The 17,273-nt window shown below is 42.7% G+C and carries 16 protein-coding genes and 2 pseudogenes; 7 read left to right on the top strand and 11 right to left on the bottom strand.

The genetic code is table 11. From position 1 onward, the window contains the following. Positions 1-342: 342 nt before the first annotated feature. The 4 genes and pseudogenes from DPF90_RS09925 to DPF90_RS09910 all read right to left on the bottom strand — a co-directional run bounded on the left by DPF90_RS09925 (position 343) and on the right by DPF90_RS09910 (position 3,057). Positions 343-592 (bottom strand): annotated as a pseudogene (locus tag DPF90_RS09925) (hypothetical protein). Then, on the bottom strand, positions 576-2,297 hold the full coding sequence (locus DPF90_RS09920; RefSeq protein ID WP_114786185.1) for an SgrR family transcriptional regulator: 1,722 nt from the start codon (positions 2,295-2,297) through the stop codon (positions 576-578). Before DPF90_RS09920 ends, DPF90_RS09925 begins: the two are co-directional and overlap by 17 nt. Before the next feature lie 76 nt (positions 2,298-2,373). Further along, positions 2,374-2,607 (bottom strand): DUF3389 domain-containing protein, encoded by a 234-nt coding sequence (locus tag DPF90_RS09915; protein WP_114786184.1) that lies wholly within the window; start codon positions 2,605-2,607, stop codon positions 2,374-2,376. Continuing rightward, positions 2,608-3,057, bottom strand: coding sequence for a hotdog fold thioesterase (locus DPF90_RS09910; RefSeq protein ID WP_114786183.1), 450 nt, complete (start codon positions 3,055-3,057; stop codon positions 2,608-2,610). It abuts the gene before it with no gap. 83 nt (positions 3,058-3,140) lie between these two features. On the opposite strand from DPF90_RS09910, the gene DPF90_RS09905 reads away from it, so the two are divergent. Beyond that, positions 3,141-3,929 carry a M48 family metallopeptidase gene (locus DPF90_RS09905; protein ID WP_114786182.1) on the top strand — a complete coding sequence of 263 codons (789 nt, stop codon included), beginning with the start codon at positions 3,141-3,143 and terminating at the stop codon, positions 3,927-3,929. A gap of 79 nt (positions 3,930-4,008) precedes the next feature. After that, positions 4,009-4,566: a PhnA domain-containing protein gene (locus tag DPF90_RS09900; RefSeq protein ID WP_114786181.1), complete on the top strand. Its 558-nt coding sequence runs from the start codon at positions 4,009-4,011 to the stop codon at positions 4,564-4,566. Between the two features lie 78 nt (positions 4,567-4,644). On the opposite strand, the gene DPF90_RS09895 is transcribed toward DPF90_RS09900, so the two are convergent. The 5 genes from DPF90_RS09895 to DPF90_RS09875 form a co-directional block, all read right to left on the bottom strand. After that, positions 4,645-4,875, bottom strand: coding sequence for a hypothetical protein (locus DPF90_RS09895; RefSeq protein WP_114786180.1), 231 nt, complete (start codon positions 4,873-4,875; stop codon positions 4,645-4,647). Between the two features lie 253 nt (positions 4,876-5,128). Continuing rightward, positions 5,129-5,602: a hypothetical protein gene (locus DPF90_RS09890; protein WP_114786179.1), complete on the bottom strand. Its 474-nt coding sequence runs from the start codon at positions 5,600-5,602 to the stop codon at positions 5,129-5,131. Then, positions 5,595-6,494, bottom strand: coding sequence for a hypothetical protein (locus tag DPF90_RS09885; protein ID WP_240314499.1), 900 nt, complete (start codon positions 6,492-6,494; stop codon positions 5,595-5,597). Before DPF90_RS09885 ends, DPF90_RS09890 begins: the two co-directional genes overlap by 8 nt. A 185-nt stretch (positions 6,495-6,679) precedes the next feature. Then, positions 6,680-7,234 carry a hypothetical protein gene (locus DPF90_RS09880; protein WP_114786178.1) on the bottom strand — a complete coding sequence of 185 codons (555 nt, stop codon included), beginning with the start codon at positions 7,232-7,234 and terminating at the stop codon, positions 6,680-6,682. Then, positions 7,234-7,821 carry a ComF family protein gene (locus tag DPF90_RS09875; protein WP_114786177.1) on the bottom strand — a complete coding sequence of 196 codons (588 nt, stop codon included), beginning with the start codon at positions 7,819-7,821 and terminating at the stop codon, positions 7,234-7,236. Before DPF90_RS09875 ends, DPF90_RS09880 begins: the two co-directional genes overlap by 1 nt. A gap of 555 nt (positions 7,822-8,376) precedes the next feature. Here DPF90_RS09875 and DPF90_RS09870 point away from each other — a divergent pair. Genes DPF90_RS09870 through DPF90_RS09860 form a run of 3 tightly spaced genes read left to right on the top strand, consistent with a single transcriptional unit; the run spans position 8,377 to position 12,890 of the window. Next, a complete protein-coding gene (locus DPF90_RS09870) occupies positions 8,377-10,692 on the top strand; it encodes a type VI secretion system Vgr family protein (protein ID WP_114786176.1) in 2,316 nt (771 codons plus the stop codon). Beyond that, positions 10,692-12,035, top strand: coding sequence for a hypothetical protein (locus DPF90_RS09865; protein ID WP_114786175.1), 1,344 nt, complete (start codon positions 10,692-10,694; stop codon positions 12,033-12,035). The genes DPF90_RS09870 and DPF90_RS09865 overlap by 1 nt, the downstream gene beginning before the upstream one ends. Positions 12,036-12,044: 9 nt before the next feature. After that, a complete protein-coding gene (locus tag DPF90_RS09860) occupies positions 12,045-12,890 on the top strand; it encodes a hypothetical protein (RefSeq protein WP_114786174.1) in 846 nt (281 codons plus the stop codon). A gap of 176 nt (positions 12,891-13,066) precedes the next feature. Here the strand turns inward: DPF90_RS09860 and DPF90_RS09855 are convergent, their stop codons facing one another. Together DPF90_RS09855 and DPF90_RS09850 are read right to left on the bottom strand one after the other, a co-directional pair. Continuing rightward, positions 13,067-14,128, bottom strand: a complete 1,062-nt coding sequence (locus DPF90_RS09855) for a hypothetical protein (RefSeq protein WP_114786173.1) — start codon at positions 14,126-14,128, stop codon at positions 13,067-13,069. Positions 14,129-14,383: 255 nt separating this feature from the next. Beyond that, positions 14,384-15,364 carry a sugar-binding transcriptional regulator gene (locus tag DPF90_RS09850; protein WP_114786172.1) on the bottom strand — a complete coding sequence of 327 codons (981 nt, stop codon included), beginning with the start codon at positions 15,362-15,364 and terminating at the stop codon, positions 14,384-14,386. Positions 15,365-15,809: 445 nt separating this feature from the next. Between DPF90_RS09850 and tal the strand changes: the two genes are divergently transcribed. Beyond that, complete coding sequence (gene tal, locus DPF90_RS09845; protein ID WP_114786171.1) at positions 15,810-16,760, top strand: transaldolase; 951 nt, start codon at positions 15,810-15,812, stop codon at positions 16,758-16,760. A 79-nt stretch (positions 16,761-16,839) separates the two neighbouring features. Beyond that, positions 16,840-17,273: pseudogene (locus DPF90_RS09840) on the top strand (transketolase); the annotation flags it as partial.

Raw genomic sequence — 17,273 nt, 5'->3', positions numbered from 1 at the left:
AAAAAGCTCCCATTTGGGAGCTTTTTTCTTATATTCGTTCAAAAGGACATCAAAAACGGTTGTGAACGAACCTACACTTATTTCGAACTTGCCATCTCTTTCTTGACCATTACAGCGGAAGCGACGATGAAAGCGATGATAAGACCTAGTTCCATTGGGAGTACCTATTTGGTTACAGTTAAGTGGAGTAAAATTTAGACAGCACGATTCTATCACTTTTAAAAATCAATGATACCCCGAAATGACAATTTTATACTTTTTGTGGCTCACGCCGTAAAAAAGCCTGATTAGGCTGATTTTTACCATAATGTGTTAAATGATATTAGTGTCCTATCCGCCTTTTTATTTAAAAACCACCTTACCACCAATCATTTTGAATGCTGGCGTTCCTCGTATCAAAGTATCGCGCGCAAACTCCCCATCACATTGAGGGCAATGACAGGGTGTAGAGGTAAAATCTGCCACGATTCGCTCTTTAAAGCATTTCACTAAGGCCCCTTTTCCACCTTTTCGGTACTTAAAGCTCACAGCGACATTTGGCACAATAAATATCGACAGTTTTGCTCGGTTGCTTCTTATTCGGCTTCGCCATTTACTTGCTCTCTTTCTATTACCTGCTCAGGTTTGAGCCATACCTGACTGAAATCAAACCAACCCAACGCATTGCATTTGGCATTTTGCAGCGCGCCGCATTGCTCTCTACCTATACCGAGCCAACAGTGAAATATGGGTATGATCTGCATACGATCAACCAAAGATTTACCAATTTCTCTTGCTGGAAAGCGGCTATTTTCTTGCCCTTGCCATGTTTGCACTAACTTGAGCCAATCGTCGAAATCTTCAGGGTTACAAAACTGTTCGATATCACTGTAATTAAGCAGCCAACCTGCCAAACCATCGTCGCGATGAGTAGAAATTCCCATCGGTTTTAACCAAATATCCACTTGCTCGGGGTTGGGTAAAGAAACATCGTATTTCACCAGTTCAACCTCAAGATTATCTTGCTTGAGAAGCGCTTCAACACTTGGAATTAAAACCGGAAATGTCGGATGTTGGCCGTGATAAGCAATCGTCACCTTGCGATAAGAAGGCGGAGAAGTATAGTGCCCTTGAGCGGTGTGATGATACCAGCCCGGCTTTAGGCCATGTGCTGGGAGAACGCCTAACTCAACCACCTTTTCTTGCGGCAACAGATTATAAAGATTTAAAGACCCTAGCCGCTGGCTGAAGTAGTTTGCCCATTGATCGGATTTAGCCAGACCACTTCGACGATTAAGTAAGAAATAGGTACAGCCTGGGTCTAACTCGACATATGTGGGTTTTTCAGTGGTTTGTTTTATGGTGTTTTCCATACTTGGAAATAAGATAGACCCATAAATATCATTGATGACGCAAACTTCCACTCTGTCAATCAAAGGTCTAAACCCAAAATATCCATCAAAAGCTTGCAAAACAAGGTGTGTTTTGGTGTTGCTGACGATTTTATATGGCCCAGTCCCGACCGGCATTTGATCGTAATCCGCAGACCGGCTGCTTTCAGGAAGCAAAATTTTGGCGTCAGACTCAGACAGCATCAAAGGCAGATGATAATTGGGCTTATCGAGAAAAATATCCACCACATATCGGCTAGGACTCCTTACATCGCAAATATGCCGATAAAGAGGTTTACCTCTAAGTTCATATAGTGAGTCGACGACTATTTCAGTGGTCAGCTGTTCACCGTTATGAAAGCGCACGTTGGGCCTTAAATAAAAGCGCCAATGTGTGGGTGAAAGCATGTCCCAGTTGTGGGCTAAATCTGGACTAAGCGATTCATTCTCATCCAAACGGGTTAAGCCGCTAAAGATTTGCCTTGCGATATGTTGCTCAGAGCGGCGTACTGGCTTGCGCGGGTTAAGCATTGAGAGCGCTCGGTAATACGGAAGACGCAGCACTTGCTCGCCTTCTTGCTGCTGCACACCTAGATAATTTTCGACTATTTGCGCTAATTTAGCTGCGTCTTGATCTAATGCATTAAGCGCTTGAGTGATCTTGCCTTCTTCCAGATATCGTCTGGCGAGGTTTTCACTTACATCGGTTCGGCTACGTTTAAAGTTGAGCTGCGAAAGCTTACCTCGGCCCGGCGAAGGGTGCCATTCAATCCACCCCTGCTCTTCCATTTTGTTTAATACAATCCGTGCATTACGCCTAGTGCAAAACAAAATATCAGTGATCTCTTCTAATTGAATACCACAATTTTGACCATTGTAGTGTTCAAACAAGGTTTCAAATTGAACGCGTAGTCTAGGACTGCTCATAAAGAGGAAATCTCAATCAAAGTGAACTCTGTTAAGTTTCCTTATTTATGAGCAATTAGGCAAGCTTAGGATAAGGTTATTGAAGTTTTAGCCCCATTTGTTCAGCAATAAGACTGAGTTGCGCTTCGTTATCAAGCTTGATCGACCATTTATTTTCCGCGCCATGAGCGGCTACCACATTGGCACCTCGACCAATCAGTTGCAGCGCATCGGTTTGAGCTTGCAGAGTAATCATATGCTCAGACGCCAGTTTAATGACTAGCTCATGAGGGGTAACAATGATTTTACCCGCCGAGAAATCAATCACCATCTAACTTTCCTTAAACGAATGCTTGGCATTACGCTTCTTTTTTACCGCGATGGTTAAGCGACTGGTGCACACTAACCGTTCTCTGTCATCACGAATATCGATTTGCCACACTTGGGTCGAGATCCCTAAATGCACAGGCTCAGCGCGACCAGTAACTGTGCCCTCTCGCATTGAACGCACATGATTGGCGTTGATGTCTAGCCCGACGCAATAGGAGTCTTCGCTGACGCACATGTTAGCCGCTATCGAACCCAGCGTTTCAGCAAGCGCCACAGATGCACCGCCATGTAACATACCAAAGGGTTGATGGGTAAAATGGCAGACAGGCATGGTCGCTTCAATGAAGTTATCACCAAATTGGGTATACACTATACCCAGATGACGCATTAAGGTGTTTTCTGAGGTCGCATTTAAGCCATCGAGATCAAACGATTGTTTCCAGATTGTCATACAAGTTCTCTCATGATTCATTACACAGCATTTTAGTCAAATGATATGATTAAAGGAATAATAACAATCATACCGAATAACTTATGTATAATTCATTGAAACGCCTCACTTTATTGAGTGCAATCGGCTTGATGGCGTGCAGCTCATCACCAACAGGTCGTCAGCAATTGCTGCTTTTTTCAGACCAAGACATGAGCACGCTTGGCGCTCAATCCTTTGAGCAAATGAAACAAGATCAAAAAATCAGTACTAATCGTAAAACCAATGCCTATGTCCAGTGTGTAGCCAAGGCGGTCACTTCGCATGTACCCGCTCAGGCTGGGTTTAAAGATTGGGAAGTGGTGGTATTTGATAGTGAACAGGTCAACGCTTTCGCCCTGCCCGGCGGCAAGATTGGTGTTTACACCGGCCTGCTTGATGTGGCGAAAAACCAAGACCAGTTGGCCACCGTCATTGGCCATGAAATTGCTCACGTGTTAGCCGATCACAGTAATGAGCGCCTATCACAGTCACAACTTGCCAATGCAGGGTTACAAATTACCAGCGCCGCGCTTGGTTCCTCGCAATACGCCCAATATCAAAGTGCCACTATGGCCGCCTTAGGGCTTGGCATTCAATATGGTGTGCTGCTTCCTTATGGTAGAACCCAAGAATCTGAAGCTGATTTAGTCGGCCTAGAACTGATGGCAAAAGCGGGTTTTGATCCTACACAAAGTGTTGAGCTTTGGAAAAATATGGCCAAAGCTTCTGGGGGCAGCCAACCGCCCGAGCTGCTATCAACTCACCCATCGCACAGCACGCGCATTCAAGATCTGTCAGCGAAAATAGCGTCATTACCCAATTACAACATTAAACGGCCTAACTGCTCATAATCAGCATAGGCCTTTATTTTCAAGCCATAACATGGATAATAACGCCCTTCATTAATTACCTATATTATGTGAGCCTATTATGTCTTCAGAAGCGACAATGTTGGAACGCTGCCAATCAAAATGCGAACTGTGCGGCAGTGATACCCCTCTTACCGCTTATCCAGTTCCGCCCCACAGCCATGTTACCGTTGATCAGGCGTTAATGGCGTGTGATAAATGCCTTGGCGAGATAGACAGCCCTGAAGACATCAACCACTGGCGCTGCCTTAATGACAGCATGTGGAGTCAAGTCCCTGCCGTTCAAGTTACCGTTTGGCGACAACTGACTCGCTTAAACAGCGAAAGCTGGGCGCAAGATGCACTAGACATGATGTACATGGAAGAAGAAACCATGAACTGGGCCATGCAAGGCATGTCGGACGATGATAAGCCGCTTGATTGCAATGGTGTAGAACTGAAAAAAGGTGACGACGTAACGGTAATTAAAGATCTGCCTGTTCGCGGCACCAACCAAGTCATCAAACAAGGCACTGTGATTCGCGGCATCAGTATTGGCGATGATCCAAAGCTTGTTTCAGGCAAAGCCAACGGCGGCCAATCTATGTATGTTATCGCAGAGTTCTGCCGTAAGAAGTAATCACAAGTTACTTTCGACAGATATAACCAAGGCGCTCACTAGAGCGCCTTGGTTGTTTTAAGCATTCAAGCCAAAGTGTTAGCCGATTAACCCAAAAGACGCCACCAAACTTTGCAGTGAAGACATAAGCTCTGTATTCATATGAGTTGAAATAAAACTGATAACCTGCGCTTTATCATCGGCTAACAAAGATAAAGCCTGATCATAACCAGCGCCTAACCCTTCAACCCCTTCAGTTAAATTGGTATTAATCCCCCGACAATCTGGGTGATATGGGTATACCTTACAATCAACTTTGCCCACAATCATAGCAAAACCCCTTCAAATCTTTTTAAAAACAATGCGATACTGAGATTTTGCCATACTAACTAATTGCTTTTTTATATCAAATAAGTTCCTAAGTTCTTTGTTTAAAGTTAGATACCCAGCCCAGAAAGGGGGAATTATCGTGCTAGAGGGGTTGAGATGGCACTTCTATGTGCTCACTTAGATAAAATGCGATATTTACATGGATTGATTGGGCTTTACTCACTGCACCAAAGCTGCTTTCGAAATATGGACACTATTTGTCGGCCATCAACTTTGGAAAGTTGCTAATCAACAAAAACATCACGCTAACCACTTCAAAAACAACGGCTACTGATACTACAATACTAGTTAGCTCTAATGCAGTATAAAATGTATCCCTCATCGGTAGTAGTTCATGCTGAGGGTACACAATAAGCGGTATTCCGACTAATCTCATGTATGGAAGCAAGAGTGAAGCAACCAAGCAGATTAGTAATGCTACTAAGTCATGTTTGAGCCTTCTTAAAAACACAAAAAAGTTTGCAAGTTTATGAGTAGAACCTACATTACTCGACACAGTGATTAAAACACTAAAAATTACAGATACGCCAGCGGTAAGCCCACCAAGAAGTGCCCCTAAAATTCCCGGAGTTGCAGACTCAATGAGCTTATAGCCACTTTCATTTGGAGTAGCAAAGCCTAAGCACATGAGAAATATAATACCTGTAATAATTACAGCCTTAATCATCTTTGTTATTTTCTACCTCATCATGATAATCATACTCGGATCGATAATATTCTATAACTTGCACAACATCTTGAACTTGATAGTTATGAAGTTCAATCTCTGTAATACCTTTGCCTTGCATTGTAACTATCTTTGCAGTGCGCTCACTACTAATACTAGTAGTTTTAGTTTTATGCCCTCGAAGTCGGCCTTTCATCATCCAGTTCCCGCCCCCCTTCCTGCACCAGCTTATGAGATTAGACAGCCAGCCATCACTCTTTAACTTAAGTGTAGAGTCTTTATTTTCGAATGTTGTGGTGACTGTATTTGCATTGGTAGCAGCGGATGTATCATTAAGCGCCTTCTTCATTTCTTTCTCTGTATCACCGAAAAGATTTGGTGGATTTAAATCAAATCTTACTGACTGAACCGATTCGAACTTATCGTATTCTTCCCAAAAAGTATTGTCTAATGTGTTCAATACTGGTTCGATCTCTGCTCTCAAGTTCAACTCCGCCAACTCAATATTATTGGACAAAGCTTGAAAAGCTTTACAAGCAGCAGTTGGAGTGGAAAAAACGCTGGTTTTCTTTTCTACTAATAAAACTTGTTGTTCACGATCCCAAAGCCAAACCATCGGTGGGAAATCTTCGACACTGTACTCATTAAAGTCTGCATCATGCCCATGTATACTTTTAGCTTTGGCAACCATGCCAGCCATTACCCCTTCGTCTCTACCTTCAATCATAATCTTTATCGAGAACAACTTCTCACCTCGCTCGGTTTCTGGCGGATTATCAACAGAACAGTAAAGAGCATTCTCGAAAGCAAATATGTCTTTTGACATATTTTTACCAACAAACAGCTGTGGCTCTTTAGCTACCAAAGAGACTCTCAAAGCATAAAAATTCATTGTCGTTATACTACCTAACATATAAAAAACATAAGTGTACAACTTCATATCTTCTATGTTTATACTGTTATTTTATACAGTGATGATAAATAAGTCTAGCAGTAGAGTCGAGGAAAGTAAGTGCCCCTGAATTTATTCACTAATAATAAATTCTTTGCACCTGTCTTAAGATTTAAGGGGAGTGGTTAAAAGAGCTCGAGGGACTTATATTTAATAGATTCAATTTTGTCATCTAGCCGAATCTTTTCGTTTGCTTTTTTATGAGAAAATCCACTCATGAAAGTAATTAAGTGCTCTAAGTCTTGTACATCACTTATCGTCACAAATGATTTTTCCTTGTTTACGTATACGCGAGACTTTTTTTCACGTTGTAAAAGCTCAACAGCATTACTCAAAGTTCCTGTGCTTTTAGTATCCCAGACCATAAACCCATAGTCACACTCTCTGGCCATGGCTAAGTCTTTGGCGGTAAAGAATTCCCTCGAACCGGAAGGAGCAGTACTAACGATATTCTTTACTGTCCAACAACCTAAATTGTTTCTAGGCTGTCCACCGGTACAATACACTGTAACGTTTTGGTAGGAATATTGGTGCAGGAGTTCCTGTATCGAGGCGTCCACACCATTGGCATCACCGACTAGAACATGGAACCCAGACTCCGTGATATGCTTCAGGCGAAATCGTACATTATCGTCTAAATTTTTAATTCTCATTGAGCCCGAAATAAAAACCGTAGTCATTATTTTTTCCTAGTAGCTGTAGCAACAAACACTTGTTTAATTTTATCACATTTACGCAATGTTTGTGTGGCAGCTTCTAAAGATGTGCCACTATCGTATAAATCATCGATTATCAGTACGTTATAACCTGTTTCCGTCAATCTCGCTGCTACTCTTTCATCAATTTCAAATGCATCCATTAGGAGATCTATGCGCTCCTGTCTATTAGAAATATCTTTCATCTGTGGTGTTGACTTTGATTTAATTAACAAACCTTCAATGCAGGGCTTGCCAGTGATCTGCGCGAGTTCCGAGGCAATTTCTTGTACTGGTTGCTTGGTTCGTTTTTTGGAGGGTGGCATAGACACAATGAAAGATATAAAAGGTAGTTTCGATAAAATATAGTCATTTATTTTTTGAGCAATATAAGTACACTTGGTTAAGTCATTTCGATACTTCAAACGAAATACGGCTTCACCTACATCTGTTCTTACGGTTTCAAACTCTGGGTGGCCCCATGCGTTTTCACCTATATATACGCTACGTACAGAGTGCTTATCAAGAGAATAACCAAAGTCCCACACTCCTATAATTTCTTTTACATCCATAATTACAATCCTAGCTTAACTTTCGTCATCATTTGAGAGGTATTACTAGTTATAAGCCAACTTTTACAGTGGTTTAAGTCGTAACTTTTCACCATCTAGCATGGCCAGTTTTATTTTAATTCACGGATAAAGATTGAATTCAATAACAAACACAAAGCCACCATATTCAAGGTTTGACTTTACTAATCATTAATTTTCCTATATCAAACCTAACCTATTTCCTAGACTCAAGGTTCCGCTGTTAGACAAAAAAACTACGAAGGTAGAAAGAAGTATCCACTAACAGACTTCCCTACCACTCCACACTGCAAACCTCATCACAAAACCACAAATTTCTGCTGAGGGAAGAAACCGACACTTTCACTATCCTCGCGGTCTCCTTACATACCCTTCTAGGCAAATACACTATTGAGCCAGTTACTTTACCAGCCTCTTTTATCGTTCACTCAGTGGTTTAGCACAGTGATGATTTCCACATAACTTGTTACAGTTCAGCCATTTAATATGCATGTAGATTGATTACCCGCAGTGGTTGGGTCATAAGAGTGAAGCTGTATGGCGAATGATATTGAGTTTAGCTTTGAAGTCTCTGGGTTTTTAGGGTCGTTCAAAGTAGAAAGTTTTCGGGTGACGGAAGCCCTGTCTGCCCCGTTTGAAATGAACCTGACCGTCTTATCTGACAATGATGACATTAGCTTCGAGGCGCTGAGCAGAAAAACCGGCGTGCTGAGTGTTTATGGTCAAGGTTTAGCGGCGGCTCGCCAGTTTAATGGCAGCATTTCAGAGCTAAGTTATATGGGCTCTGGTCGGCGCTACTCTCGTTACCAGATCACTTTGGTGCCTCAACTTTGGTTTTTGACCCAGCGCCAAGATTGCCGCATTTTCCAAAACAAAACCGCGCCAGATATTATTCGCCATGTTTTTGATGATGCGGGGATGAGCGATTACCGCTTTGAACTGGCAGGCCAATATCAAGAAAAAGACTACGTGTTACAATACCGCGAAAATGACCACCATTTTGTTCAGCGTCTTTTAGCCGAGCATGGCATGTGGTTTTACTTTGAGCACAGCGATGCCGCACATACCATGGTGATTGTTGATAGTAACGACGCGATTCCAGAGCTTGTCAGCACGCCGCTCAACGCTTCTTATCTTGGACCTATGCTGTATCACTCTCAAGGTGGCGGTGTGTCTGACAAAGAGCACATTTTCGACTTAGAGCAGGTACATCGCGCTCTCACCAGTGATGTCAGTTATAGCGATTACAACTACCTCACCCCGAAAATACCGCAAAACAAAACCGCCCAAGATGGCGTAAATACAGATTTAAAACGCTTCGATTACCCTGGGCGCTACACCTCTCCTGACTTTGGCGCTCAGCGCAGCAGTGAATGGATGTCAGAATACAGAGTCGATAGCCATCAAATTCATGCCTCTAGTAATATTATGCGTTTGGCCTCAGGCTTAAGTTTTGAGATAAGCGAACATCCGCGCTCCTCGGTCAATCGTGATTACCTAATGCTCTCTGTGATGCATCTTGGTGAAAACCCTCGCGTGCACGAAGAAGAAGGTGCCGATGCCCCAACCCACTACCAAAATCAGTTTGTTTGTCTGCCACGTGATGTGACTTATCGCGCGCCAAAAATGGCCTCCCCTGTAGTTGATGGTCCGCAAACGGCGGTCGTCGTTGGACCTGCGGGAGAAGAAATCTACACCGATGAACTTGGGCGAATTAAAGTGCAATTTCACTGGGACCGTTACGGACAAAGTGACGAACACAGCTCATGCTGGCTGCGAGTCAGCCAATCAATGGCCGCGCCGAACTGGGGCGCCGTGTATCTGCCGCGCATCGGCCACGAAGTGGTGGTAACCTTTTTAGAAGGCGATCCTGATAGGCCGCTTGTTACAGGCGCTGTGTATAACGGTTTACACACCCCACCTTACGAACTTCCCGAACATAAAACTCGCACTGTTTTTCGCACCCAAAGCCATAAGGCAGACGGTTACAACGAAATGCACTTTGAAGACGAAAATGACCAAGAAATGGTGCATTTTCACGCGCAAAAAGACATGAAAACCAAGGTACTGAATAATCGCTACCGAGATATAGGGAATGATGAAGAGCTTGAAGTGGGCCGAAACCAAGAAAATAACGTCCATGGCGATCGCAAAGAAACCATTCATGGCCATAAAACTTCAGAGACAAAACAAACGTTTAAAGAGCAAGTCGACCAAGACGTAACCGTTACCTACAACGCCAATGAGCAAAAGCAAGTCGCAAAAGATCAACACAGATCGATTGATGAAAACCGCCTAACCAAAATAGGCCAAAACCTGTCTGTCGAAATTGGTGGCAAAGCGAGCCTTGCGGTGCTTGAGGGGTTATCGGCCAATATAGGTGCCGATGACTCATTGCAAGTGGGCGGTAATTTGAATGTCGATGTACAAGGCAACACCTCTTTTCGCGCCGATGGTGAAACCACCATTATTTCTGGAGATGAAATCAAAGTTCAGGTCGGTTACGCGGGATTAATCCTAAAAAGTAGTGGTAATATAAAGCTTTACGGCTCTTCAATTACCATTGACGGCGCAGCGCAAACCACAATCAACGGCGGCAATGTGGCAATAAACCCAGATAAAGGAAGTGCTAGGCTCAATGTCGCGCCGCCTTATGAGTCTTTTATGCGTTACAACCAGCGCATTGTGTTGCAAGACCAAACCACAGGGGCGGTTCATGCCAACAAAGCGTACAAACTCGTGTTTGAAGATGGTAAAGAAATCTACGGTAAGACCAATGCTAAAGGGGAAACATCCTTGATTAATACCAAAGATTTACAATCCTCATTTGATATTTACTGGAGAGAAATTTAATGAGCGACGATTTATGGATTTACGCTGGCAATGCCCAAACTACCGATGCCAAAGATAAAGAACCAGTAGTGATGCACGCCCCTGCCGGCAATATGTTTTGGGCCGATGATCAAAGCGGGCAAAATCTTGATATTCAATTTGCGGTCAATGGCAAAAAAAGCCCTTCTCTGCCTAAAGAATTTACGCCAAGGGCCACCTTGATCCCCAATACGGTTGACGAAACCTGTAACTCATTAGAGCTGTATGTAAATGGCCAAAATTTTACCTTATTGGATCGCATCCCAACAGAAGCCATCACAGCCCCTGGCGATTTAAGAGCCGCGATAATGACCTGCCCTATTGATCCTTTGCCAAGAAAATCCTTGATTCGACCCAGGGACAACGGCAATGAAGTGCTTGGCATTCTCAAAGCCAGTGATAGCTTGATGCTTCTTCCAAATCCTATTGGCGAGGTCTATAACATTGATGATATGGACGAATCGGTTATTTCTGCTTTGTTTGATACGCTAGCAGAAAATTCCTTGCTGGAATTCTACGAACATCTGCAAAACAGTAACCGCGACCAAAATGCCATGGCCACCGCCATGGTGCAAGCGACAGAACATGGACAAGCTTACGCCTATTACAAAGCCAAATACGGAATTGAGGCAGCAAAGGGATACCTAAAAGAATTTATTGTTAAAGGGAAGTTCACAATAAAAACAATGTCACAGTGGGGTAATAAACTCGGGGTTGTGTTTAAAGGCGATCGCACCAGCAGAACCTTTTTAACCGGCATCAATTACGGCATTCATGGCGATAAGATGAAAATGCTAAGCTCCGCCATACAAATTTCAGATGACCTAAAGTCAGCTAATGCCGGAAGCTTGGTGAAAAATACTGTTAGTAGTGCAAATCCATTTAAAGGCACAAATATGATTTCCTTTATATTTGTCGCTTCATTTGACCTCTATGAGTTTTTTAAAAAAGACATAGGCGAACAAAACATTGCTGAATTATTGGGAGCACTTGGTGTGACCGTAGCCAAACTTTTCATAGCTGGTTTATTTACAGCATTGTTTATCGGCTTACTTACGCTGGCATTGGGTTTAGGTGGTGTAGCAATCAGTGCTACAACTCTATTCATAAGTATCGCTGGTATATCCTTTGGAGTCGGTTGGGCAGTTGACTCGGCTGACACTATTCTGGGCGTTAAAGATTCTGTCAAGCAATTTTTAAAAAGTGCTTTCCCTAACTTAACCGTAGAATCTATGGTAAAAAAAGAGATAGAAAGAAACCAAAGCAAAGTAGACAGCTACATTGGTTCTAGCGCAATGCAAAATTCAGGCTTTTACGGTTTTTAGGAAATTTGAATGGAAATCTACTCAGACAACGAATACGCTCCTAAAGGTCTTAGGTTTGGAATTATTATTATTTCCATTTTCTTTGCACCATTCCAGTTAGTATATTTATTCTCAGATATTTTTTTCTTCTCTAGGCTAGTCTGTGGGCTGACAGCATTGGTGACCTTTTTCTTTCCAGCCTACCTTTTTTCTAAACAAGGCCAAAACTTACTATCCAAAAGAACAGATATGCTAATAGCACTCTTTTCTTATCTTATCTTTATTCCTACGATGTTAATATTAACATCGGTAATAACTCATTCTAATAAATTTTTTGATAGTAATTTCTATATGTTCTCTTTTTTAATTTTATCCTTAGTTATGGGTATTTTTATTGGTTGCTTTTTCCATACTAAAGACAGTTTCTCTGACAGGAATGACAATATTAAGGTAAGAGGTAATGAAATTGAAATAAGAAAAGTAGATATTGTAGAAGGTCTTAGTTTTTCCAAAATGCCTTTCCTGAGAAAGCCTTTGACAAAAGCTAAGAATGCTATCGTTGTATTAGCATGTATAGTGGGCACCGGTGGCGCAGGTATTGCCATGGGCATCGCTGAGCTGCTTACACGTTCTGACATTCTGAGCCCAGATCTAGATACTCATAGTGTCCTATTCTTTATCTTTGGTGTGCCTGTTCTATTTACCTTTGGTGTAATTGTATATGCAATGATGACATACCTATCCGAATGGCGTAAGTTAGTCGCAAGCATAGATAAAGAGTATGGTGAACATAAGATAATCTTTAACTCCAAAAAGAAATCCTATAAGAAGATTAAAGAGATAATGGCAGAGTCAGGCTCTAATGCTAACGGATAAACATAGACTTTTTGTCATGACCACTAACATTAGCCCCTAAAAACACTCGCTTGAATCGGTTATAAGTGACGGCGTAACTACGAATTTAGTTACGCCGTCACATGAGTGCTATTTCATCTGTCCATCAAGCGGGCCTGTGGAAGAACCCTCGAAAATGACGAATAAAAGAAAATCAATTAATCAATCTTCGTGAAAAAATCAACTGGTGTGATTAAGTTATAGTGGTTACCCGTTGGAACTGAATATGCTCTTGAGCCATCAGAAATTAATGGCAATTTAAAAACGTTTTTTAAATTTTCACCAATACTGTCAGCCAAAGTTGATAAGAACTCTTCCTCTTCACTAGTTAGTGTCGTAAATTCACCTAAGGCAGACTCTATACCTCGCGGGGAATAGAGATTGAAATCTCCAGACTTGATGGTCTTATCATAAACACGATCCTTAAACCCTTCTTCATCAAAAAAACGTTTAAATCGGTCAGGAATTAAGTCTACTTCTTTTAAGAAAGTAACAGAATCATATATAGCGTTTTTTACTGACATTGGTTTCTTTTCTATTTCATCACGAATGTCTTCTTTCGATGCAGATAACCACTTAGCATCCTTGTCCCTTAAAGTAAATGCGGCTCTAAATTGGCAAGCACCGTCATCAGGTAACTTATGCTCTTTTACCCAATAATCTTTATCTTTGATGGTTGAAGGCTTTGGGGTTTCAAATTGACCATCTTCCAGCTTTGTCTCGTGCCACCACTGTGGTTTAACATCTTTTTCATCGAAGCTTACGATTTTTGATTTGACTTGCAGTGGAATTGGTTCTCGATACGGACCATCTCCTTCGATTTTAGAGCCAGCGACAAGCAATAATTTGGGGTTATCTTCTAACATTTTATTAGTAATGATGCGATCAGAAAAATTGGTAATCATGCTCTGACAGCCAGAACGCGCAGAGCATGCTGCGTCATATGATGCTCCATCTTCCTTAGCAATTAGTTTACATAAAAGATGTTGTGCATATGAAGAAACTTCTCCATCGCTTACTGATAAGTTTTGAAGTAATTCTATACTATCTTGAACATTGCTTTTAGCCAGTGTAAACAGCGCATCCAAATCGTTTTTTTGACTTTCATTTAATGGCACTTTTTGGGTAGCTGAAGCAATTAAATTATTGATAGCTATATTGTGCTCACCTTCGCTATAAATCGAGCTATTGGGTGGCATATTAGTAATCGAAGACACCATGGTTTTTCCCTATGTCGCTTTGTCTAGATTATAATTTTATTATTAGTGCCATTTTCTACCAAAATTGTAAAGGTCATTTACCTAACTAACTTGTCAAAAAATACGCTTTAGCTCGTAGAACGTTGGACAGCCCGTAATTAAACTGTTTTGCCACTGCTCTCATTCATAGACCTTCAGGTGAAGAGTTCTACCTCCATATTTGGTAGGTAACTCGACAAGGTAACCAATCACTTTCATTACACCGTCACATGTTTGTTATTTCATCTGTTCGTCAAGGTTTAATACGGTCAAGGCGTTGCTAACACTGGTGGCGATCACATCAATCACGCCTGTCCTTAGTGCGCCAAGCATGGCGAGGGGTTTGCTGTTTTCGGCGGCAATGGCGATGACTTGAGAGATCGGGCGAAACTCTTCAATGCCCAACCCTATTACTCTATCGCTCATAACGGTTTTGGCGGATTTACCATGAATATCGAAAAAGTCATATCCAGCAAAGTCGCCCACTACGCCTTGATTCATTCGCGACTGCACTACTTCATTGGCGGTAAACCAGCCCAGATCGACCATATAGCTGTTTTCACTCATATCCCCTATGCCCACTAATGCGACATCAGCTTTACGTGCTAAGTCTAAGGTTTGTTTGACGGTCGCGTTTTGCATAAAGGCGCGCTTTTGTTCTGGGTTTTCTGCGTAGGCTGGCGCATAGAGTGTCTCGGAGGTGCCGCCATAGGTTTTGGCAAACTGACGGCAAATATGATCGGCGTTGAACATGCCACCTCTAGGGTGAATGCCGCCAATGCCACAGACGAATTTCACGTCTCTTTGCGGGATCACACCAACATGGTGCGCCACAGCCGATACATTTCTGCCCTGACCCACAGTGACGACAGAGCCATTTTGAATTGAGCTGGCCATAAATTTGGACACCAAGCCTGCCACTTGCAGGCGTTGCTGTTCTTCGCTTGGCTGATCAAGTGCGACTAAAGCGCGCTTAACACCAAAACGCTCAACCAACCTTTGTTCTATTTTGGCGCTGAATACAGGGTGGTATTTAACCGTGATTTCAACAATGCCCTCGTCTCGCGCTTGCTTGAGCATACGACCTACTTTCGCTCTCGATACGGCAAATTTTTTTGAGATTTCTTCCTGCGTCGCACCATCTTGGTAGTAAGCAACGGAAATTTCCGTTAACAGATCAGCGCTATCGTCAGACATATCATTGGGCGACTTACTCATTGTAATCAAGCTCCTAAACAAGGACTAAACATGTGCTCAGAGACGTAGCATATGTCAGGCTAACAAAATAATGCAACATTTGCTCATCTGCATTACAAATTCTCAGCCAAAAATCAGCCTGTCTAAAACCCTGTTGAACGCCCGCCAGACGATAGCAAACGTTTGATTTACACGCTTAGTTTCATGCCGGAAAAAAAACCCGCACAAACCTGCTGTAGAAGGGTAATTATCGATTGACATTCTGCGTCGAAGAGATAAATATGAACCCATCATTTACTCAATGAAAGAGCAAATGTTCATTACAGATGCTCTATCGCCACATAATTGAGAATCGTTAGCGGAGTTGGCACAATTTCCATTGGCTTAAACGCTGGCTAACGAGTTTGACATTGTACTAATCACACTATGGTTTTAGTGTGAAAGCCCATGATATAGGATGACCGAAATGAGCAACAAATTAGAGCAACTTCGTAAACTAACGACTGTCGTCGCAGACACTGGTGAGATAGATGCTATCAAGAAATACCAACCAGAAGATGCCACTACCAACCCTTCTCTGATTCTTAAAGCCGCTCAAATCGAAGAATACGCCCCTCTTATCAATGCTTCCATTGACTACGCAAAAACTCAAAGCAGCGACAAAGCACAGCAAATTCAAGATACCTGCGACATGCTGGCGGTAAACATTGGTAAAGAAATCCTAAAAACCATTCCAGGCCGTATCTCTACTGAAGTTGATGCTCGTCTTTCTTACGATACTGAAGGCAGTGTTGCAAAAGCTCGCCAGCTAGTAAAAATGTACAACGACGCAGGCATTACTAATGATCGCATCCTAATTAAGCTAGCTTCAACTTGGGAAGGTATCCGCGCGGCTGAGATCTTGGAAAAAGAAGGCATCAACTGTAACCTCACGCTTCTATTCTCGTTTGCTCAAGCTCGCGCTTGTGCAGAAGCTGGTGTGTTCCTTATCTCCCCGTTTGTAGGTCGCATCATGGATTGGTACAAAGCGAAAGAAGGCCGTGATTTCTCTCCAGAAGAAGATCCAGGCGTACTATCGGTCAGCAAAATCTACAACTACTACAAAGACTATGGCTACAACACAGTAGTGATGGGTGCAAGCTTCCGTAATATCGGCGAAATCCTTGAGCTTGCCGGTTGTGACCGTCTTACTATCGCACCAGCTCTATTGGCAGAGCTAGAAGCAGCTGAAGGTCACGTTGCTGAAAAATTGGTTGATTCTAAAGGTGCGCAAGCGCGTCCAGCAGCAATGACTCACGCTGAGTTCCTGTGGGAGCACAACCAAGACCCAATGGCGGTAGAGAAATTGGCAGAAGGTATCCGCAACTTCGCGGTTGACCAAGGCAAACTCGAAGCCATGATCGAAGCTAAGCTTTAATTTAAATTATCAGCAGGGAAGACACTATCTTCCCTGTTATTTTTCCTTTTTAAGAAAAACATAATATTCGGTATTAATTATGGATCGCAAACACCTAGCTAACGCTATTCGTGCCCTTAGCATGGACGGCGTACAACAAGCCAATTCTGGTCACCCAGGCGCCCCAATGGGCATGGCGGATATCGCTGAAGTTCTTTGGCGTTCACATCTAAATCACAACCCAGCAAACCCTGAATGGGCCGATCGTGACCGTTTCGTACTGTCGAACGGCCATGGCTCTATGCTGATTTACTCTCTGCTGCACCTTTCAGGCTACGCGTTGTCGATTGATGAGCTGAAAAACTTCCGCCAATTGCATTCCAAAACGCCAGGTCACCCAGAATATGGTTACGCGCCAGGTGTTGAAACAACTACAGGTCCTCTTGGCCAAGGTATTACCAATGCAGTTGGTATGGCCCTTGCGGAAAAAACGCTAGCGGCGCAGTTTAACAAGTCAGGCCACGACGCCACGAC

Origin of the sequence: Vibrio tetraodonis, from assembly GCF_003350295.1 — a bacterium.
GTDB classification, from domain to species: Bacteria; Pseudomonadota; Gammaproteobacteria; order Enterobacterales; family Vibrionaceae; genus Vibrio; species Vibrio tetraodonis.
The sequence above is the reverse complement of the archived record's forward strand: the minus strand, read 5'-3'. Positions and strand labels throughout refer to the sequence as shown.